General features: G+C 71.3%; 24 protein-coding genes. 9 read left to right on the plus strand and 15 right to left on the minus strand.

What is annotated here, in order from left to right; all coding sequences use genetic code 11:
* Positions 1–17 precede the first annotated feature (17 nt).
* Genes B4K29_RS16660 through B4K29_RS16675 form a run of 4 tightly spaced genes read right to left on the minus strand, consistent with a single transcriptional unit; the run spans position 18 to position 3,472 of the window.
* Complete coding sequence (locus B4K29_RS16660) at positions 18–596, minus strand: metalloregulator ArsR/SmtB family transcription factor (RefSeq protein ID WP_313666895.1); 579 nt, start codon at positions 594–596, stop codon at positions 18–20.
* A complete protein-coding gene (locus B4K29_RS16665) occupies positions 580–1,110 on the minus strand; it encodes a signal peptidase II (protein ID WP_286968252.1) in 531 nt (176 codons plus the stop codon). Before B4K29_RS16665 ends, B4K29_RS16660 begins: the two co-directional genes overlap by 17 nt.
* Positions 1,107–3,074 carry a heavy metal translocating P-type ATPase gene (locus B4K29_RS16670; protein WP_286968254.1) on the minus strand — a complete coding sequence of 656 codons (1,968 nt, stop codon included), beginning with the start codon at positions 3,072–3,074 and terminating at the stop codon, positions 1,107–1,109. Before B4K29_RS16670 ends, B4K29_RS16665 begins: the two co-directional genes overlap by 4 nt.
* Positions 3,071–3,472: an ArsR/SmtB family transcription factor gene (locus tag B4K29_RS16675; protein ID WP_286968256.1), complete on the minus strand. Its 402-nt coding sequence runs from the start codon at positions 3,470–3,472 to the stop codon at positions 3,071–3,073. The genes B4K29_RS16670 and B4K29_RS16675 overlap by 4 nt, the downstream gene beginning before the upstream one ends.
* A gap of 60 nt (positions 3,473–3,532) precedes the next feature.
* Here B4K29_RS16675 and B4K29_RS16680 point away from each other — a divergent pair, with 60 nt between their 5' ends.
* From B4K29_RS16680 to B4K29_RS16690, 3 genes are all read left to right on the plus strand, one after another.
* A complete protein-coding gene (locus tag B4K29_RS16680; protein ID WP_286968282.1) occupies positions 3,533–4,150 on the plus strand; it encodes a class I SAM-dependent methyltransferase in 618 nt (205 codons plus the stop codon).
* Between the two features lie 263 nt (positions 4,151–4,413).
* Positions 4,414–4,866, plus strand: coding sequence for a methyltransferase family protein (locus tag B4K29_RS16685; RefSeq protein ID WP_286968257.1), 453 nt, complete (start codon positions 4,414–4,416; stop codon positions 4,864–4,866).
* Positions 4,818–5,414 (plus strand): cadmium resistance transporter, encoded by a 597-nt coding sequence (locus tag B4K29_RS16690; RefSeq protein ID WP_286968259.1) that lies wholly within the window; start codon positions 4,818–4,820, stop codon positions 5,412–5,414. The genes B4K29_RS16685 and B4K29_RS16690 overlap by 49 nt, the downstream gene beginning before the upstream one ends.
* 74 nt (positions 5,415–5,488) lie before the next feature.
* Here the strand turns inward: B4K29_RS16690 and B4K29_RS16695 are convergent, their stop codons facing one another.
* The 11 genes from B4K29_RS16695 to B4K29_RS16745 form a co-directional block, all read right to left on the minus strand.
* The gene (locus tag B4K29_RS16695; RefSeq protein ID WP_286968261.1) at positions 5,489–6,307 is read right to left on the minus strand and encodes an AAA family ATPase; all 819 of its coding nucleotides are present in this window, start codon (positions 6,305–6,307) and stop codon (positions 5,489–5,491) included.
* Positions 6,304–7,701, minus strand: a complete 1,398-nt coding sequence (locus tag B4K29_RS16700; protein ID WP_286968262.1) for a Mu transposase C-terminal domain-containing protein — start codon at positions 7,699–7,701, stop codon at positions 6,304–6,306. Before B4K29_RS16700 ends, B4K29_RS16695 begins: the two co-directional genes overlap by 4 nt.
* Positions 7,702–7,707: 6 nt before the next feature.
* Positions 7,708–8,316 carry a recombinase family protein gene (locus tag B4K29_RS16705; RefSeq protein ID WP_286968263.1) on the minus strand — a complete coding sequence of 203 codons (609 nt, stop codon included), beginning with the start codon at positions 8,314–8,316 and terminating at the stop codon, positions 7,708–7,710.
* A 326-nt stretch (positions 8,317–8,642) separates the two neighbouring features.
* Positions 8,643–9,767, minus strand: a complete 1,125-nt coding sequence (locus B4K29_RS16710) for a sensor histidine kinase (RefSeq protein WP_286968264.1) — start codon at positions 9,765–9,767, stop codon at positions 8,643–8,645.
* Positions 9,764–10,504 (minus strand): response regulator transcription factor, encoded by a 741-nt coding sequence (locus B4K29_RS16715; RefSeq protein WP_286968266.1) that lies wholly within the window; start codon positions 10,502–10,504, stop codon positions 9,764–9,766. The genes B4K29_RS16710 and B4K29_RS16715 overlap by 4 nt, the downstream gene beginning before the upstream one ends.
* Entirely contained in the window at positions 10,501–11,247 is a 747-nt protein-coding gene (locus B4K29_RS16720; RefSeq protein WP_286968268.1) for a hypothetical protein, read from the minus strand. Before B4K29_RS16720 ends, B4K29_RS16715 begins: the two co-directional genes overlap by 4 nt.
* A 23-nt stretch (positions 11,248–11,270) precedes the next feature.
* A complete protein-coding gene (locus B4K29_RS16725) occupies positions 11,271–11,528 on the minus strand; it encodes an SHOCT domain-containing protein (RefSeq protein WP_167170304.1) in 258 nt (85 codons plus the stop codon).
* Between the two features lie 89 nt (positions 11,529–11,617).
* Positions 11,618–12,751: a HoxN/HupN/NixA family nickel/cobalt transporter gene (locus tag B4K29_RS16730; protein WP_167170301.1), complete on the minus strand. Its 1,134-nt coding sequence runs from the start codon at positions 12,749–12,751 to the stop codon at positions 11,618–11,620.
* Between the two features lie 27 nt (positions 12,752–12,778).
* A complete protein-coding gene (locus tag B4K29_RS16735) occupies positions 12,779–13,597 on the minus strand; it encodes a sulfite exporter TauE/SafE family protein (RefSeq protein ID WP_167170297.1) in 819 nt (272 codons plus the stop codon).
* A gap of 121 nt (positions 13,598–13,718) precedes the next feature.
* On the minus strand, positions 13,719–15,098 hold the full coding sequence (locus B4K29_RS16740; protein WP_286968271.1) for an MBL fold metallo-hydrolase: 1,380 nt from the start codon (positions 15,096–15,098) through the stop codon (positions 13,719–13,721).
* A gap of 33 nt (positions 15,099–15,131) precedes the next feature.
* Positions 15,132–15,452 (minus strand): rhodanese-like domain-containing protein, encoded by a 321-nt coding sequence (locus B4K29_RS16745; protein ID WP_106298890.1) that lies wholly within the window; start codon positions 15,450–15,452, stop codon positions 15,132–15,134.
* Between the two features lie 175 nt (positions 15,453–15,627).
* Between B4K29_RS16745 and B4K29_RS16750 the strand changes: the two genes are divergently transcribed.
* The 6 genes from B4K29_RS16750 to B4K29_RS16775 form a co-directional block, all read left to right on the plus strand.
* A complete protein-coding gene (locus B4K29_RS16750; RefSeq protein ID WP_106298889.1) occupies positions 15,628–15,999 on the plus strand; it encodes a rhodanese-like domain-containing protein in 372 nt (123 codons plus the stop codon).
* A gap of 1,031 nt (positions 16,000–17,030) precedes the next feature.
* Positions 17,031–17,402 carry a thioredoxin gene (gene trxA, locus B4K29_RS16755; RefSeq protein ID WP_286968284.1) on the plus strand — a complete coding sequence of 124 codons (372 nt, stop codon included), beginning with the start codon at positions 17,031–17,033 and terminating at the stop codon, positions 17,400–17,402.
* 37 nt (positions 17,403–17,439) lie between these two features.
* Positions 17,440–17,835 (plus strand): DUF302 domain-containing protein, encoded by a 396-nt coding sequence (locus B4K29_RS16760; RefSeq protein ID WP_286968276.1) that lies wholly within the window; start codon positions 17,440–17,442, stop codon positions 17,833–17,835.
* Positions 17,836–17,915: 80 nt separating this feature from the next.
* Positions 17,916–18,179 (plus strand): metal-sensitive transcriptional regulator, encoded by a 264-nt coding sequence (locus tag B4K29_RS16765; protein ID WP_106298885.1) that lies wholly within the window; start codon positions 17,916–17,918, stop codon positions 18,177–18,179.
* A gap of 264 nt (positions 18,180–18,443) precedes the next feature.
* Positions 18,444–18,785, plus strand: coding sequence for an SHOCT domain-containing protein (locus B4K29_RS16770; RefSeq protein WP_313666950.1), 342 nt, complete (start codon positions 18,444–18,446; stop codon positions 18,783–18,785).
* A gap of 216 nt (positions 18,786–19,001) precedes the next feature.
* Positions 19,002–19,494 (plus strand): multicopper oxidase domain-containing protein (locus B4K29_RS16775; protein ID WP_286968279.1); only part of this gene is annotated, 493 nt, incomplete at its 3' end.

A 19,494-nucleotide genomic window follows, 5' to 3' on the forward strand; every position in this document is an offset into this window, starting at 1 on the left:
GACTGTGCAGTGGAGGCTCATGCACGGCTGGGCACCGCCGGTCGTGTCTGAGCGTCGCTGACAGCGGCCGCGCGGCCAGGTACGGTCCGGCCGTCTTGGCGGGGGCCGCGTTCGGTTCTCGGGTGACCTGCCAGGGGGATGTCGTTGCGCGAGCCGGCGCTAAGCACGTCCAGCAGCGCCGCACCTTGGCCTGTCAGCTGGCACATCACCAACTTGCCTTCCCTACGGGAGGACAGCAGCCCGGCTCGGCGAAGGGCCCGCAGATGGTGAGAGACCAGGTTCGGTGGGACGCCGATGATCCACGCCACGTCACACACGCACAGTTCCTGCCCTAGCGCCAGGGCCGTGGCTACACGAAGACGCACCGGGTCAGCCAGTGCCTTGGCGGTGAGGGCCATGACTCTCGAGCCGGAGGCATCCGGCAGGGCCGCACGGACCGCTTCGGCTCGCGGGAGGTCCGGGCACAGCAGATCACATTCCTGTCCGGTCACGACTGTCATCCTAATGGGCGTTGATATGGCCCGGGGCGCCCGTGGATCGCGGGCCCGTCCCGCGCCACACCCCGGCAGCGGGCGGGCGTCACTCCGGGTGGGCATCGCCACCTGGTGTGGAGGTCTGCGTGGGTGCGGGATCGCGCAGGGTAGTCAGGATCAGCAGGGCGGCGCCGGTGACGATGGCGGTGTCTGCGAGGTTGAAGGTCGGGAACCAGCCGCTGTGCAGGTAGTCGGTGACGACCCCGTCCCCGGCCCGGTCCACGACGTTCGCGATCGCACCACCCAGCACCAAGGTCAGCGCGGCTAACCGGCCACGGGGACCCGCGGCGGCGCGCCAGGCGACCACGCCAACCCCGCCGGTGATGAGCGCGGTGACGGTCAGTACCAGCCATGTCGGTGCGCTGGCCCCGACGGAGAAGGCCACTCCTGGGTTGTAGGCCAGCCGCAGGTCGACTGGGCCCATTGGGGTGACCCGTTCCTGCAGCGCACTCACTGCCCAGGCCTTCGCGCCGAGGTCGACTGCGGCGACCAGTACGGCACCCAGACCCGCCGCTAGGCGCCGCCGCGCGGGGCTCGTCACACTGGTCTTCGCCGTGGCCTGGCTGGACACGGTCATCGCGTGGCCAGTGCTGGGCGCTCGAAGGCCATGGGGGTTCCCGTCGCGGTGTCCTGCGGCAGCGGGCGGGTGCGGCCGGCGCGGACACCGTTGGCGATCACGACGACCTCGGCGACCTCGTGGATCAGGACCACGGCAGCCAGCCCGAGGACACCGAACAACGCCAGCGGCATCAGCACGACGATGATCGCCAGAGACAGGCCCACGTTCTGGAGCATGATCCGGCGCGCCCTGCGGGCGTGGGTGAAGGCCTGGGGCAGGTGACGCAGGTCCTCGCCCATCAGGGCGACGTCGGCAGTCTCGATCGCCACGTCGGAACCCATCGCGCCCATCGCGATCCCCAGGTCCGCGGTCGCCAGGGCCGGGGCGTCGTTGACGCCGTCGCCGACCATGGCGGTGCGGCGCTGGGTCCGCAGCTGGGCGACCAGTGCGGCCTTGTCCTCCGGGCGCAGGTCGGCGTGCACGGTGTCGATGCCGACTTCGCGGGCCAGCGCATTGGCGGTCAGGGTGTTGTCGCCGGTGAGCATGGCCACGTGGTACCCGTCGCGGCGCAGCTGCGCCACGACCTGCGCGGCCTCAGGGCGCAACTCGTCGCGCACCGCAACCGCACCCAGCAGCTGCCCGTCCTCCTCGATCAGGACCGCGGTGGCACCGGCCTGCTGCATCCGCTCCGCCTCGCCGGCCAGCGCCCCAGACTGCACCCAGCCGGGTCGCCCGAGCCGGACCGGCCGACCATCGAACGTCCCGGTGAGGCCGGCGCCGGGCACGGCCTCCACGCCGGTCGCTGGCGTGACCGCCGGCACAGCGGCCAGGATCGCGCGGGCCAGGGGGTGCTCGCTGCGGGCCTCGAGCGCGGCCGCGACCTCCAGGACACGGTCCTCGGTCCGGCCTGGGGCAGCGACGACGGCCACGACCGCGGGAGCGTTGCGAGTCAAGGTCCCGGTCTTGTCCAAAGCGACCCCGCGGATCGCGCCCAGGGCCTCCACCGCCGCACCACCCTTGATCAGCACACCCTGCTTGGACGCCGCGCCGACCGCGGCGACCACGGACACCGGCACGGAGATCGCCAGAGCGCACGGTGAGGCCGCCACCAGGACGACCAGCGCCCGCTCGATCCACGTGCCGGGGTCTCCCAGGAGGCTCCCGACGACGGCGATGAGAGCGGCGGCGATCATCACGCCGGGCACCAGCGGCTTGGCGATGCGGTCCGCCAGGCGCTGGGCCTGGCCCTTGCGGGACTGCTCGGCCTCGACGATCCGCACGATCCGCGCCAGGGAGTTGTCCTCCGCCGTGGTCGTGACCTCGACCTCCAGAGCACCGGAGCCGTTGATCGACCCGGCGTACACCGCCTGCCCCGGTCCGGCCTCGACCGGCACGGACTCACCGGTGATGGCCGAGACGTCCAGCGCGGTCCGGCCGGTGCGGATCAGTCCGTCGGTGGCGACCCGCTCGCCGGGCTTGACCAGCATCAGGTCCCCGACCCGGAGGTCGCCGGGAGACACGGTGGTCTCCGAGCCATCGCGCAGCACGGTGGCCTGAGCCGGGACCAGGCTCAGCAGCGCCCGAAGCCCACGCCGGGTGCGGGCCAGGGAGTACTCCTCCAGGCCCTCGCTGATCGAGAACAAGAACGCCAGCGCGGCCGCCTCGGCGACCTCACCCAGCAGGACCGCGCCGATCGCGGCGATGGTCATCAGTGTCCCGACGCCGATCTTGCCCTTCACCAGCCGCCGCAGCGTGCTCGGCACGAACGTCCACGCGCCGACCAGCAGGGCGACCCAGTTCAGGACCAACGCGACCGTGGACTGCTCCACGGACCCCGCGACCAGGCCTGCCAGGAGCAGGACGCCGGCGACCGCGGCGAAGCGCAGCTCGCTGACCTCCCACAGCCGCTCGGCCTCGTGCTCCTCGGCGTCCTTGCCGGCCGGGGTGGTCTCGTCGTCGCCGCAGCCGCAGGCGTCGCTCATCGTGCCGTCTCCTTCGTTGTCGGGGTCGTGTCGTGGTCGTCAGCTGCCGGGTCCGCGTAGGCCGGGCACAGCGCGACGGCGGTCCCGGTCGCGCCCAGCAGGCCCTCCGCTGCGGCCAGCAGGTCCATCAGCTCCGGGCGGGTCAGGTGGTACACCGACGCGCGGCCCTGCGGGCGGAAGTCGACCAGCCCGCAGTCCCGCAAGCAGGCCAGGTGGTTGGAGACCGTCGACTGCCCCAGCCCGAGCGCGTTGCACAGGTCCACCACCCGTGCCTCGCCCAGAGCCAGCCGGCGCACCAGCGCCAGCCGGGTGGGGTCACTCAGGCTTCGGAACAGCGCGACGGCAGGAGCCAAGGCCGCACGGCCCGCGACATCAGCACTTGCGGTGATCATCTGCATGGGCTGATGATACATCCTGGTGCTGATGCTTACGAGGCGGAGAGGAGCGGCGCCGTGCTGATGAACCGGGCCGAGACGATGCTGATGAACAACCCGGCCCGGGCCTGGTTGCAGCGAGCCTACGAGCTCCCTCTCCTGCAGCGGCTCGGCGCTCAACTCGGTGGGTCCGACGTGGTCGAGATCGGCTGCGGTCGGGGTGTTGGGACCGAGCTGCTGCTCCAGCGGATGGGCGTGGCCCACGTGACCGCCCTGGACCTGGACCCAGCGATGGTCCAGCGCGCACGGCGTCGCCTGGCCGGGCACGGGGCCCGGGTTGAGGTCCAGAACGGCGACGCGTGCAATCTCCCGCTCGAGGACGCCAGCATCGACGCGGTCGTCGACTTCGGCGTCATCCACCACGTGCCCGCTTGGCGCGACGCCGTCGCCGAGACCGCGCGGGTACTCCGGCCGGGCGGCCAGTTCGTGTTCGAGGAGGTGACCCGCCACGCACTGGAGCGCTGGTCCTACCGCACCTTCCTCGAGCACCCCGAGCACGACCGGTTCAGCGCCGAGGACTTCGTCGACGAGCTCGAGCGGCACGGGTTCGCGCTGCCCAGGCCGGCGGTCACCCGGTTCTTCGGTGACTTCGTCATCGGCGTCGCGGTCAAGCCTGCGACCACGAGCCAGGGGCCGCTGTGAGCGGTCACGCGACCCTCGGCCTGGCCCTGTTCGTCGTGTGGGCTTGCTCGCCGGGGTTGGTCGCATGACCGTCCAGCGGCGGCGCGCAGGCGACAGCGGGTTCCGCCTCGCGGCCGCCCCGCGGGGCACCCGGCAGCGGTGGGCCAATCGCATCAGCGGTGCGGGTTCAGTCGCGGTCGGCGTCGCGGGACCCGTCACAGACATCCTCGGCCTCGACCAAGTGGCACCGCTGAGCCTCGCCGGCCCTGCGCACTCCGGCAGTCGTGGTGGCCGCGGCAGGCGTCGTGTGCACCTACGCGGCGCAACTCGCCATGGGTACCGCTTGGCGCATCGGTGTCGACCCGACCGAACGCAACCTCGTGACCTCCGGGCCCTTCGCGTTCGTGCGCAACCCCATCTTCACCGCAGCGCTCATCACCTTCACCGGGCTCTCCTTCACCACCCCGAACCTCGTGGCCTTGACCGGTCTAGTCGTGGTCTATGCAGGCATCCAAATGCAGGTCCGCGGAGTCGAGGAACCACACCTGCTCGCCACGCACGGGCAGACCTATGCCAACTACGCCGCCCGCGTGGGCCGGTTCCTCCCCACGATCGGAGCCTGCGCCCGGCCCGCCGCGCGTAACTCGCCGTCCCCGCTGCGTCACCACCCCTACCGAAAGGCCCTTCCATGGACCTGGCAGTCGCCGCCCTGCAAGCCCTCGGACTGTTCCTCGTGACCAACATCGACGACATCATCGTCTTGTCACTGTTCTTCGCCCGCGGCGCCGGCGCTCCAGGCACCACCGCGAAGATCACCGCCGGGCAGTACATCGGCTTCGGCGCCATCCTCGTCGCCTCCGTCCTCGTCGCACTCGGCGCCAACGCCTTCCTGCCCGAAGGTGCCATCCCCTACTTCGGCCTCATCCCCCTGCTCCTCGGCCTCTACGCCGCCTGGCAGGCATGGCGCAACCGCGACGACGACGATGACGACGATCCCGGCAAGGCCGTAGCCGTCTGGACCGTCGCCGCCGTCACCTTCGCCAACGGCGGAGACAACATCGGCGTCTACGTCCCCGTCTTCCTCACCGTCGGCCCCGCCGCGACCGCCGCCTACGCCGTCGTGTTCCTCGCCCTGGTCGCCGTGCTCGTCCTCGCCGCCCGCTACGTAGCCACCCGACGACCCATCGCCGAGGTCCTCGAGCGCTGGGAGCACGTCCTGTTCCCCCTGGTCCTCATCGGCCTGGGCATCGTCATCCTCGTCGAGGGCGGCGCCTTCGGGCTCTAGCACTCCGGTGGGAGCCGATCTGTGGCTTTCGGCGGTAAATGGCGGTGTTGTCTTTGTGATTGATGGCGGTGCGGTCAGGTGACGCCGATGACGAGGGTGCTTTGTGCGGCTTCGACGACGTCGTTGGTGATGGTGTCGAGCTCGTTGATCTTCAGGACGCGTTGAATCTGGGGGAAGAGTCGTTCGAGGAGCCGGAAGTTCCCTCGGGTGATGCGTGCTATTGCGGCTATCGCTTGGGCGTCGGTGAAGTCCTCGGGGTCCAGCGTCCTGCCGAGGAGGCGCCAGTGACGTTGAAGGACGAAGAGCAGCTCGTCGTTGCCGAGCGGGCGGTACTGGTGGGCGAATCCGACGCGGCTGTAGAACTGGGGGTAGTGGCTGAACTGCTTCTCCAGGCCGGGCATGCCGATGAGGATGAGGGCGATGTTGTCGCGGTCGTAGCGGTCGCGCAGCAGCTCGAGCGCGGTGGGGCTGAGGCGTTCGGACTCGTCGACGATGATGAGCTGGACGTAGTTCTTGCTGGTCCGGAAGTACCAAGTATCTACCGGGTCCTTCCCAGGGGCGCCGACGTGCTGCTGGATGCAGATGTTGGTCCGGGTGATTGCCTCGTCGAGCTCGTCGCGGAGCAGGCGCGGGGTGGTGAGCACGCCCGGGGTGTACAGGACGGTGCGGCTCTTGGCGAGGGCGGCGTAGACCTTGGCATCGCTGTCCGAGCGTGGTCCCCAGTTGACGAGCAGGTCGTGGGCCTTGTTCCAGTGGGCGTACCGGCGGGCGGACAGGGTCTTGCCTACGCCGGCGGCGCCGAAGCACAGGCCGATGGTCTGGCCTCGCCGTACGGAGTCGGCGAACTCGGTGAAGCGCCGGTGCTCTTTGGTGACAATGAATCGTTCGCTCACGTGAGGTCCTCCTTGTAGAGCTTGAGGTTCCCGGCCACCGGCGCCGGAGGCTTGACCGCTCGCGGTGCCGGGGCGGTGCGGTCGGCGACCACGGCGATGCGCTCGTTGATGCCCTGGCGCAGGGCGCGGCGACGGGCGTTGCGGGCGGCTTGGATCTCCTTGAGGCTGACCTTCTGGTCGTGGTGGTCCTGGTTGACGGCCTTGCAGACGAAGTCGTCGTGGTCGAAGACGCGGATCTCGGTGATGTCCCTGGGGTCGTAGCGGATTACGACCGACCGGCCGACGTAGCCGGCCAGGGTCGAAGAGATGTAGCGCAGACCCTGGAAGTGGATACCGTCGCGACGCACGACCCTGCTCCGGGGGACGGTGAGCAGAAGGCCGTCGAGATCTTCGAGCGTCTGCGGCATGCGCGGGAGCCAGCCCTCGGCGATCCACGCCGCCCTCGGCGACGACCCGGTCTCGCTGTGACTGCGGTGGTTGTAGTCGGCGACGAACGCCTCGAGCGCGGTGTCGAGCTCGGCCAGGGACAGTGACGGCGCCGGCCACGGCTGCCTGGGGGTGAGGTGTCCGGGCAGGGAGGTGAGGAGTTCGGTGTTGACGGTGCCGAAAAACCGTTCGATCTTCCCGCGGCCCTGCGGGCGGGCGACGGCGGAGTAGACGAGGCGGAGGTGGAGGTCCACGGCCGTTGTGGTGAGCTGGTGGCTGGTGAAGTCCGAGCCGTGATCGACGTGGAGCACGTCGGGGATCCCGCACATCGGCCAGGCGGGGTCGGCCTTGTGCCAGATCGCCTGCCGCAGCGCGAGTGCGGTGTTCATCGCCGACGGTGCCCCGAGGAAGACGGTGTAGCCGCAGATGGCGCGGGAGCAGTCGTCGATGATGGCAGTCAGCCAGGGCCGGGCAGGCTTGTTGTCGGTGCCGACCACGAGGATGTCGAGCATCGTGTGGTCTGCCTGCCACATCGCGTTGGGTCGGTCCGCCTGACGGCGCAGGGCGAGCTCGTACTTGTCCCGATAGGCCGTGGCGCCCTCGAGGGCGAGGGTGACCATGGCCGGGTCCAGGGCGCGGATGATCGACCAGACCACCCCGTAGGAGGGGGCCGGCCACTTCTCCGTGGCGCAGATTCTGGCGACGGTGCGGTGGATCGTGGTGATCGGTGGTCGTGGCCTGGTCAGCGCGAGGCCCTCGATCAGGGACACGAGGTCGGCGGGCAGGCGATGGATGCCGGCGTCGGCACGCGGCGCTGAGCCCAGGCCAGCGAGGCCGGCCGTGCGGTAGCGGGCGTGCCAGCGCTCCAGGGTGCGCAGCCCGACGCTGTGGTCGCGGGCGAGGGCGGCGAGCGGGATCTTGTCCTCGACGTGGAGCCTGAGGATCTGCCAGCGCCCGGCCGCGTCCACGACGGCCTACACGGTGCTTCTGGACCGGCGCGGCGGGAATGGTGGTGGGGCTGCGGCGGTCTGCCGGTTCAGCGCCCGGTAGATCGTGGTGCGGCTGACGCCCAGGACAGCGCCGATCTGGGCGACCGTCATCTCCTCCTGCTCGTACATCCGCCGAGCGGCCCTGACCTGATCGCCGGACAGGGCCGAGGGGCGGCCACCGACGCGGCCCCGCGCGCGTGCGGCCGCAAGGCCGGCGTTGGTGCGTTCGCGGATAAGGTCGCGCTCGAACTCGGCCAGGGCCGCGAAGACGTGGAAGACCAGCCGGCCACCGGGTGAGGTCGTGTCGATGGTCTCCTGCAGGGCGCGGAACCCCACCTCACGCTCGTCAAGGGCCCGCAGCTGGTCGATGAGGTGGCGGATCGAGCGGCCGAGCCGGTCGAGGCGCCACACGACGAGCGTGTCGCCCGGCCGGAGCTGGTCGAGCACCTTGTCGAGCTCGGGCCGGTGCTCGAGCGACCCGGAGACGGTGTCGACGAACACGCGGTAGCAGCCGGCAGCGGTGAGCGCGTCGACCTGGAGGGACGCGTCCTGGTCGGTGGTCGACACGCGCGCGTACCCGAGGAGATGCCCCACTCCCTGACCGTACCGAAAGTCAACATCGCCGGGAAGTATCGCGCCATAGATTCCGGTACTGACTTCCGCTACAAGGAACCGGCGGTCCTGCTCCGGTGTACGACGACCGCCCTGTCTTGTAACGAAATCCTTCGTTAACGGTACGACGCGATAGTGCGGGCGCGCGCCTGGAGCCTCCACGCGTTCTTCGCCAAGCCACCCGCGACGGCCGCCGCACTCCGCCGCGAGTCATCAACGATTCCCGCCCGGATCGCGATCTCCGCCGAGGGACGGTGTCGGTCCGCCAACCTCGGCGAAGAACTGCGTTCTGAGGCTGCCTGGGGATCTCAAGGCGGTGGCACAGTGGGCGGTGTCGTCGGGAGAGTGACGGTGAAGGTGGCTCCCTGACCGGGGCCGTCGCTGGTGGCCCTGATGTGTCCGCCGTGGGCCTCGGTTAGGGCTCGGGCGATGGTCAGGCCGATGCCGCTGCCGCCGTGCTGGCGGGAGCGGCCGGGGTCGGCGCGGTAGAAGCGCTCGAAGACGCGTCGGAGGTGCTCGGGGGCCAGGCCGTCGCCGGTGTCCGCCACCGCGAGTTCGACAGCGCCAGCGCCGCTGCGGCGGCCGGTGAGCGTCACGGCGCCAGGTGCGGCGGTGTGCCGGAGGGCGTTGTCGAGCAGGTTGGTGAACACCTCCTGGATCCGGTCCTGGTCCACGCGCACGTCAGGCAGGCCCGCGGTCACGTCGGTCCGCAGGCGCACCCCGGCCCTGGCGTACGCCGCCCGGGCAGCCTCCACGGCGGCATCCACCAGCTGCGCGGGGGCCATGGCTCGCAGGTGCAGGTCGAGCCGGCGTTCCTCGGCTCGGGAGACGGTGGCGAGGTCGTCCACGAGCCGTTCGACGCGCGCCAGCTCAGCGTGCAGGGTGCGGACCGCGTCGGCGTCGAGCTGCAGCACGCCGTCGGAGAGTGCGTCGATGTATCCGCGCAACGCCGTCAGCGGTGTGCGTAGTTCGTGTGCGACGTCGCGGAGCATCTCAGCGCGAGTGCGCTCGGTGACGGCGAGGTCGTGCGCCGTCCGGTCCAGCGCCTTGCCCAGGGCCTCCAGCTCCGGGCCGGTGCCCCTGACGCTCACCCGGGCGGTGTAGTCTCCGCCGGCGATGCGGTCTGCCGCGCCGGCCATGGCCTGGATCGGTCGGACGACCCGCCGTGTCACGAACCAGCTCACGGCCAGCACAGTGACCAGGGAAGCGAGCACGGCCACGGCGAGGGAGGTCCCCGTGGCCCCGAGGAAGGCCGCGATGATGTGCCGCTCAGAGGCGGCGCCCACCGGCTCGGGCATCTGGCTCAGGTGGTCCTCGAACAGCCCGGGGGCGAGCATCAGGGTGACGCCCAGGAGGGTCAGCGCACCTGCCACGACGACGAGGCCCTGGGCCAGGAAGAGGCGCGGCCCGAGGCCCACGGGCCGGCGGGTCATGTGCCGGCTCCCATGCCGTAGCCGAAGCCGCGTACGGTGCGGATGTAGCGGGGAGACTGGGCGTCGTCGCCGAGCTTGCGCCGCAAGTTCGCCACGTGGACGTCCACGACGTGGCGGTCGCCGAACCACTGCCCGCCCCAGACCTGTTCGAAGATCTGATCCCGGCTGAGCACGTGCCCGGGACGCTCGGTCAGGACGTCGAGCAGGTCGAATTCGGTACGCGTCAGCTCCAGGCGCTGACCGCCGCGGAGGGCCTCACGGGTCACCGGGTCGATGGTGAGGTCCCCGACCCGGCGCACCGGCTCATCCCTGGCCGTGCCGGCGCGTGGGCGCCGGAGCATCGCACGCACCCGCGCCACCAGCTCCGGCGCCGAGAACGGCTTTGTGACGTAGTCGTCCGCCCCCGTGGAGAGCCCGATCACCCGGTCGAGCTCCTCGGTGCGGGCGGTCAGCATGATGACGTAGGCGTCGGAGAACGTCCGCAGCCGCCGACACACCTCTAGTCCGTCGATGCCCGGGAGCATCAGATCCAGCACGACGACGTCGGGCTCCCGGTCCCGCGCGAGGTCCAGCGCGGCGTGCCCCTCGCCGGCGACGGCTACCTCGAAACCCTCCCGTTCGAGGTAGCCGGCGACCACCCGCGCGATGGCGGGCTCGTCCTCCACGACGAGGACCCGCGGCCGCGGCGGCGTGCCGCCACGAGCCACGGGCTGTGCCGTGCCCGAACCGAGACTCACCCGTCCTCCGACATCTCAACGAAGCTGCCGTGCCAGCCGTGGGACCACACCGCGCCGGTGGCCGCGTTGACCGACACCATGCCCTCGATCTCGCCGTCCTGGAGCGTGTGGAGGGTGTAGTAGCCCGGGAACTCCTCCGCAGGCCCGACAGTGGTCCCGTCCCCTCCCCGCGCGCGCTCCGCCGCGGCACGGGCCTCCTCGGGGGCCACCTCCGGCGTGCCGGAAGCGGCGGCGGCCATCCCGTAGCGGGAGTTCCACATCATGGCCGGGCCGAACTCCACCTGGACGCGGCCGGTGCCGGGATCCACCAACACCTCGGTGACCCTCGACCCCTCGGGGTTCAGGATCTGGGCGTAGTAGTGGTTCGAGAACCGCATCACCTCACCGACACGGAGATCACCGCCCAGGAACCGGGCGAAGCCGGCGGCCTGTTCACGGGCGCCATCCAGGTCAGCCACCGGGCCGGCGTTGCCGCCGACCCAGCCCATCATTCCCGTGCCGGCGCTGCCCATCATTCCCGTGCCGGCGCTGCCCATCATCCCGGTGCCGTTGCCGCCCATCCCGGTGCCGTCCGTCATTCCCGTGCCCACGGCGCCCATCATCCCCGGGCCCGAGCCAATCCGGTCCGGACCGTTCTGAGCGTTGAGCGTCGCCCATGGGATCGGCGACGCCCAGGCCGGGATCTCCTGGGTTACCAGCCAGGCGCCCGAGCCAAGGGCACCGACCACGGCCACGGCGGGCACCAGGAACCGTGAGATCGCACGCCTCATGACAGTTCCCGATCCACCCGGCCGGAGTCCAGCGCGGCGCGCATGGCGCGGTAGGTCTCGGAGTCGATCTCACCGGAGGCGAACCGCCGGTCCAGGATCTCCTGCGGGGTCTCGGCCCGCGGCGCGGAGCCCCGGCCACCACCGGCCGGGAACACCCGCATGACCGCCCAGATGATCAGCGCGAGTACCGCTACCCAGAAGATCACCATGGCGATCCAGCCGCCGGCGCCCATTCCCCATCCCCAACCCATCATCTTCGTGTCCTTCCGTGAGTGCTTTCCAACTTGGGAGCAACGGTCGCGCACGCAGATGAAGGGACCGTTCGCCGAACATCAAGACCACATCAAGGAGACCGCGTCGACCGGGCGATTGGCCCAATGTTGGCCCCCTGCCAGCGCTGCTCGACCCGGCCCAGGCGCCAGACGACGAGACTGATCAGCCACGCGCCGACGAACAGGGCGACGAGGGCGTAGCCGACGTTGCCCATGTCGAGCCCGGCAACCCAGCCGAGCAGCCCGCCGGTGGGTTGGAGGTGCTCGGCGAGGAGCTGGAGCAGCACGGTGGCGCCGATGCCCAGGGCGGCGATGACCGACAGGACCGTGACGGTGAGGTTGTAGTAGACCTTCCGCACCGGGGCCAGGAAGGCCCACCGGTAGGCGCGTGCCATGAGGACGCCGTCGGCGGCGTCGAACAGGCTCATCCCGGCGGCGAAGAGCACCGGCAGGACGAGGATGGCGTACCAGGGCAGGGTCAGGGCGACGGTACCGCCGGCGAGGACGAGCAGGGCGACCTGGGTGGCGGTGTCGAACCCGAGGCCCATGAGCAGCCCCACGGGGTACATGTGCCAGGGCCTGGTCACGCGGCGCGTGAACCGGCCCAGCAGGCGGGCGAGCAGGCCGCGGTTGTTCAGGTGCCGTTCTAGCTCGGCGTCGTTGAGCGGGGCGCCGCGCATCTCGCGAAACACCCGCACGATGCCCCTCACGGAGCCGAGGTTGAGAAGGCCGATGAGGATGAGGAAGGTGCCGGCGGCGATCGAGCCGACCGTACCGAGAGTCTGCTGCAGTGCCGAGCCGGAGTCCGTGACCGGGCCGGCGACGGCCCGCAGGCCCAGGGCGAGCAGCAGGGCCAGGCCGAAGACGACGCTGGAGTGGCCGAGGGAGAACCAGAACCCGACGCTCAGCGCCGGCCGGTTCTCGCCGATGAGCTTGCGGGTGGTGTTGTCGATGGCGGCGATGTGGTCGGCGTCGAAGGCGTGCCGCACACCGAGCAGGAACGCGGTCACGCCCAGCCCGATGCCGAACACACCGGCGCTGCCGACGGTCAGCCGCTGCGGAGCAACGGCGAGGAGCAGAACCCCCCAGCCGACGAGGTTGAGCAGCAGCACCACCGCTGCCATGCCGGCGATCGAGCGCTGCTCGGCATCGCCCCACCGGCGTGGCCGGGACGTGCGGGAGATGACGGACGCGATCTGTGACATGTGACGGTCCTCGGGGCCGGAGCGGGGTCAGAGGAACTGCGGGATGCTGCGGGCCGCGGTGTAGAGCGCCACGACCACCAGCAACACGGTGAAGGCGAGGTTGAGCCGAGCCGGGCTCACCTTCGCGGTGATCCGGGCGCCGATCAAGCTGCCGATCACCGACGCGGCGGTGAACGAGCCGATGAGGGCCCAGTCGAGGGTGACGTCCTGGCCGAGGCGGGAGAGCAGCGAACTGGCGCTGTTGATGGTGATGACCACCAGGGAGGTGCCGACGGCCACGGGCATGGGCAGCCGCATGGCCAGCACGAGGGCGGGCACGACGGCGAAGCCGCCGCCCACGCCGAAGAATCCGGTCAGCAGCCCGACGGCGGTGGCCGTCAGGAGCAGGACGCCGAGGGCGTGGCAGTCGCAGCGGAACGGGCGCAGGGAGACCACCGGGGTGGTCCGGGCCTCGACCTGGCCGTGGCCGGCGGCCTGGTTGCGGGCGGCGGCCCACCGGCGCCGGGTCATCACCGCGGCGACGACGAGCATGAGGCCCGCGAAGGCGGCGAGCAGGACGTTCTGGGGCACCGCCGTCGACAGCAGTGAGCCGACGAAGGCCCCGCCCAGGCCGAGGAGGCCGAAGACGACGCCCTGCCCCAGGCGCACCCGGCGGGCGCGCAGGTGCGGGAGCATCCCGATCAGCGTCGTGACGCCGACGATGACGAGCGAGCCGGTCGTCGCAGACCGGGGGTCGAGCCCGAGGAGGTAGACCAGGGCCGGGACGGTCAGGATGGATCCCCCGCCGCCGAGGGCGCCGAGGGTGATGCCGACGACGAGGCCGATCGGCAGGGTCAGGGCAAGCACGGACCGGGGGTCCTTCCCGAGGTTCGAGGGCCGACCCACCAGGTGCCCGCCCGGTGGTGCGTGCACCGCGGAGCGTGCCGGGGTGGTTGCCGTGACAAGCGGGGCCGCAGCCCACTCACGGTCAGGCGGAGGCCGGGGTCGCCTCGGTGACGATGGGCAGGCCGGCGGTCCGGGCGGAGCGGTCGAAGCTGTCGTCGACCACGACCACGCGGCGGCCGGTGGCCGCGACCAGCGAGGCTGCGATGGAGGCGCGGTAGCCGGACGCGCAGTGCACCCAGACCTCACCCTCGGGCACCTCGTCCATGCGCTTGACGATGTCGTGGATCGGGATGTGCACGGCGCCGTCGATGTGGGCCTCGCGCCACTCGCTGCCCCGGCGCACGTCCAGGACGGTGACGGGCCGGTGGTGGCGGACCTGGGCGAGGTCGGCGAAGCTCGCGGACGGCAAGGTGGCGAGCGGGGCGTCGGTCCACTCCTGCGGGCGGCCGGTCGCGGCCGCGGCGGGGCGGTCGATCCCGATCCGGGTCAGCTCGCGCTGGGCCTCGGCGACCTGCTCCCGGGACTCCCCGAGCAGGGTGACCGGGGTGCCCCACGGGATCAGCCAGCCGAGATAGGTGGCGAACTGCCCGTCCAGCCCGAAGTTGAACGTGCCCGGCACGTGGCCGGCGGCGAAGGCGGTGCGGGTGCGCAGGTCCACCAGCCACTCCCCGGCCGCGAGCCGGCGGCGGAGCTGGTCCTTGTCGGCCCGCTCGGGCTCGGACAGGTCCGAGGCGCTCGGGCCGACGGCGTTGGCCGGCCCCATTTGCACGTAGTAGGCGGGGTAGTCGTCGAGGCCGGCGAGGGTGTCGGCGACGTAGTCCCCCTCGTCCTGGCTCAGCACCGGGTTGATCAGCCGCTCCTGGCCGATCGTGGAGGCGGTGGTGTTCCCGCCGGCGGAGGTGGCGGCGCAGAAGGAGCCGAAGCCGTGGGTGGGCATGACCTTGGTGTCCTCGCTCAGCTCGGCCGCGAGCCTGCGGGCGGAGCTGTACTGGTGGCGGGCGAGGTCGTGGGTGTGGGCCTCGCCGAGCAGGTCGGGCCGACCGGTGGAGCCGAACAGCAACGACCCGCCGGAGAACACCGCGGGCTCGGCGCCTTCGAGCACGTAGGACAGGTGCGTGAAGGTGTGGCCCGGGGTGTGCATGGCGCGCACCCGCAGGGCGGGACTGACCTCGACGACCTGGCCGTCGCGGATCTGGGTGCGCTCGAAGGAGACCTCGTCCTCGGCGTTGACGTAGTAGCGCGCGCCGGTCTGCTGGGCGAGGGCGTAGCCGCCGGTGACGTAGTCGTTGTGGATGTGGGTCTCGAAGACGTGCGTGATCCGCACGCCCGCCTTCTCGGCGGCGTCCAGGACGCGGTCGATGTCGCGCTGGGGGTCGACGACGAAGGCGACCTCGCCGTCGTGGACGAGATAGCTGCGGTCGCCGAGGGACGGGGTCTCGATCGAGATAATCGTGGTGGCCATCAAGGTGGTCCTTTCAGGGGGGTGAGGTGGCGGTCACGCCGCGGCGTGCGGGCCGGTCACGACGGTGTTGCCGGCGCTGATCCAGTCCTGGGTTCCGCCGCGGACCGAGTAGGCCTCGAAGCCCGCACCGCGCAGGTGGTCGGTGGCGCGCCGGCTGCGGTTACCGCTGGCGCAGATGACGTATACGGGCTGGTTCGTCGGTAGAGCGGCGGTCCGCTCCGCGACCTCGCCCAGCGGGAGCAGCTCGGCACCGGGGACGTGACCCTGCACGTACTCGAACGGCTCGCGCACGTCGATGACGAACGCGCCGTCCGCCTTCGCGGCGGCGAACTGGTCGATGGAGACCTCAGTCATGGTCTTTCCTTCCTGAGAAGATACCCCTGGGGGTATAGGTTCGGGAGTCTATAACGCGCCACCCGCCGACCGCATTCCCCGCCCGGCAACGACCCTCGAGGCCGCGGCTCGCCGCGCCGCCACATGACACCATCATACCCCTGGGGGTATAGTGCCGGTTGAGAGGAGTTCACCCATGACCACCACCACCCTTGTGACCCGGCTGCGCGCCTTGTTCGGCCGCGGCGCGGACGACGGGCGGCTCGGCTCGACGGTCAGCGCGGCGCGCGCGGTCGAGCTGGTCCGTGACGGCGCGGCCCTGCTCGACGTGCGCGAGCACCACGAGTGGCGCACCGGGCACGCCCCCCAGGCTGTCCACCTCCCCCTCGGCCAGCTCGACAAGGCCCCGCAGCGCCTACCCAAGGACGGCCCCGTCGTGGTCGTGTGCGCGAGCGGCATGCGCTCACGCACCGCCGCGAAGCGGCTGCGCGACCTCGGCTTCGAGGCCGCCAGCGTTGCCGGCGGCATGGGCGCCTGGCAGCGCGCCGGCGGCGCCGTCCGCCGCTGAGCACGCCGACCGACGAGCCCCGACACGCACGACCACCCCCGGAGATGACCCATGTGCAGTCCCGCACGTTGCACCACCTGCGGCAAGACAACCTGGACCGGCTGCGGCATGCACGTCGACGCCGTCCTGTCCGGTCTCGACCCGGCCCAGCGGTGCACCTGCCAGTGACCGCGCCCTGCAGACCGACGACCGACACCGGGCCCGCCGACACCGGGCCCGCCCACGCCGCCCGGGCGGAGGCGCTCCAGCGCGAGGCGATGACCCGACTGACCGAGACGGGCGGGAACCAGTCCCTGTGCACGCTCTCCCGCGACGGCTCGGCGTGCTCCGTGGCGAAGTACCACGAGGGTGCCATCGCCGCCCTGGCCCCGGCCCGACGCGCGCTCACCGCGGCCGAGCCGGGAGCCGACCCGGCCGACCGGATCAGGGTCGTGCGCGCCCGTTGGGTCGGGCAGGCAGGCGCAGGGACCACCGGCGCGGCCTGGCGGGCCTACCTCGAGGGCGGCCGTGACGGTCTCGACGTCCTGCTGGCCCCGGCCGCAGCCGGTGAGCGGGCCACCGGACCGGCGTCGCGAGTCCTTGTCGGTTCCGCCGCGGCAGGCCGGCTCGGCGGCGGGCGCTGGCCCCGCCGCCGCGTCACCGCCACGGCGGTGCTCACACCCGCGCTCTTCGCCGTGCTGGTCGCCGCGGGCGGCGGCTTCCCCGCCGCTGCGCTGTGGACCGTGCTCGTCGCCCTCGTGGCGGTCGCTGCGGCCGCGACGCTGGCGACCTACCTGCCCGGCCCCGGGAAGGGCCGCCGACCGGACCTCGGGTGCTCCCCGTGCGCGGCCATGGCGGCGATGACGGTCCTGGCGGCCGCAGCCCTCGCCGCGGTGGGGTTTCGGGCTTCTCCAGCGCCTCACCCAGACCGACGCCAGCTGCGCCAGCTGACCCGCGCCGGTGCGGGCACCCGGACCGGAATATCGGCGTCCCACGAGTGTTGCATACCCCGGAGGGTATCTTCCGGAGACCTACGCAAGGGAGTTCGCCACATGGCTACCGGCAACCTCACCGCCCACGCCTTCATGGAGACCATCCACCGGGACGGCATCGTCCTGGTCGACTGGTGGGCGTCCTGGTGCGGCCCGTGCCGGATGTTCGCCCCCGTCTACGAGCGGGCCTCCCAGGCCCACGACGACATCGTGTTCGCCAAGGTCGGCACCGAGGCCGAGCAGTCCCTTTCCGCCCAGGCCGGCATCACCTCCATCCCGACGTTGATGGCCTTCCGCGACGGCATCGGCGTCTTCGCCCAGCCGGGTGCGCTGCCCCCGGCGGCGCTCGAACAGGTCATCGCGGCCGTGCGCGACCTGGACATGGACCAGGTCCGCGCGCAGCTGGCGGAGCAGGAAAAGCAGTCCGCCTGACATCGGTCAGGTCCGACCCGAGAAACGGAGAGCAACCATGAGCTACAGCATCACCACCACCGTCGACCAGCCGTTCGACCAGACCGTCACCGCGGTCCGCGACGCTTTGGCCGGGCAGGGCTTCGGCATCCTGACCGAGATCGACATGGCCACGACACTGAAGAACAAGCTCGACGTCGACATCCCCCCGCAGGTCATCCTCGGCGCCTGCAACCCACCCCTGGCCCACCGCGCCCTGCAGGCCGAGGAGTCCATCGGACTGCTCCTGCCCTGCAACGTCGTCGTGCGCTCCGCCGGCCCGCACCGCACCGTCGTCGAGGCCCTCGACCCGCAGATCATGGCCGGGGTCACCCACAACGACCAGCTCGGCGCCGTGGCAGACGAGGCTGCCGGCCGGCTGCGCACGGCCCTGTCCGCCCTCCAGCGGGCATGACGACAACCACACCGTGGGCACGACCTGGCTCGATACCCGGCGGGGTAAATTGGCTAAACCAGCACGAGGGAGGCACGGTCATGGAGCTCGACCCCAGCGAGATGGGCAAGGTCGTCAACCGGCTCAAGCGCGCCCAGGGCCAGCTCGCCGGCGTCGTGCGCATGATTGAGGAGGGCCGGGACTGCGAGGACGTCGTCACCCAGCTCTCCGCCGTCTCCAAGGCCCTCGACCGCGCCGGGTTCGCGATCATCGCCTCGGGCATGAAGCAGTGCCTGCTCGAGTCCGACGGCCAAGACACCCTGGATGTGCAGAAGCTGCAGAAACTCTTCCTCTCACTGGCCTGACCGGAGCGCCGCGCGCCAGCGCAGCGCAGCTCGGCCCGTCTCAAGCTGCTCGTCCTCACCGGCGCGGCCACCGCGGGCGGTGCGCTGACCAACGCGATCGAGGTGGAACGCATCCCGGCTCACGGCACTGACGGTCGTGAGCTGATGCAGGACGTGCAGAGGCAGACCCTGCGCGGGGCGCGCCCGTCTGTCGCGAGCTGGAAGGCCACCACCAAGACGTCGCCGTCGACCTGACCGGCGTCACCAGATGGATCACACGCTTTCTTGTACGTCACGTTCTTGTACGTCACGCCGGCCGACAACGGCACCGCTTGTGTCGACCGCTACGACTCACCGTGGAGGTGGATTGTGGGTTGGAACCAGATGGGGTCGGGGATGGGCTGGGGCTGGTTGTTCCTCGCCCTGCTTGTGATCGGCATCGTCGTGCTGGTGGTGGTGCTGATGCGTCTCCTGGCCGGGGGCGATCGTGGCCGGCCGCGTGACCCAAGGCTGACCGGCCGCAACCCGGCCCGGGAAACCCTTGATGAGCGGTACGCCCGGGGAGAGATCGACGCCGCGGAGTACGACGAGCGGCGCCGGCGCCTCGCCGGGGACCGGGAGGGCTGAGGGGTGGAACCGATCACGCGTCGCCGGGCGCTCCAACTCGGCGCTCTCGGTGCGCTCGGTGCCGCGGCCGGCGGGGTGGGCCTGTCCCGGACCGGGCTGCCCTGGACCAACCCGTCCACCTGGTCGCCGACGTCGGAGGGAGCCCGCGTGGAAGCCGTCCCGGGCGGTGAGCTGCTGGAACCCGAGGTGCTGCGAAGCCAGGACGGCGTGCTCCGCGTGGACCTCGTGGCCGAAGCTCGGGTGACCGAGGTCGCCGGGCGGCGGGCACAGGTCCTGACCTACAACGGCACCCTCCCGGGGCAAACCTGGCAGGTGCGGCCCGGGGACCGGCTCGAGGTTCGCCTGCGCAACGAGCTCGACACCGCGACCAACCTGCACACTCACGGGCTGGTGGTCTCCCCGCAGGGCAACGGGGACAACCCGTTCATCAGCATCGCACCCGGAGAGAGCTTCGACTACCGCATCGATCTGCCCGAGGACCATCCCACCGGGGTGTTCTGGTACCACCCCCACCGGCACGGCACGGTGGCCGACCAACTCTTCGGGGGCCTGTACGGGGCCATCATCGTCACCGGTGACGAGGTCCCGGTCAGCCGGGACCGCAGCCTCATCGTCTCCGACATCTCCCTGACCACCGACGGGACCATCGCACCGGTGTCCGCGCAGGAAGTGATGATGGGCCGCGAAGGTGGGCTGCCCGGTGTATCCC

The sequence above is a fragment of the Arsenicicoccus sp. UBA6765 genome, from assembly GCF_002453335.1.
GTDB classification, from domain to species: Bacteria; Actinomycetota; Actinomycetes; order Actinomycetales; family Dermatophilaceae; genus Arsenicicoccus; species Arsenicicoccus bolidensis.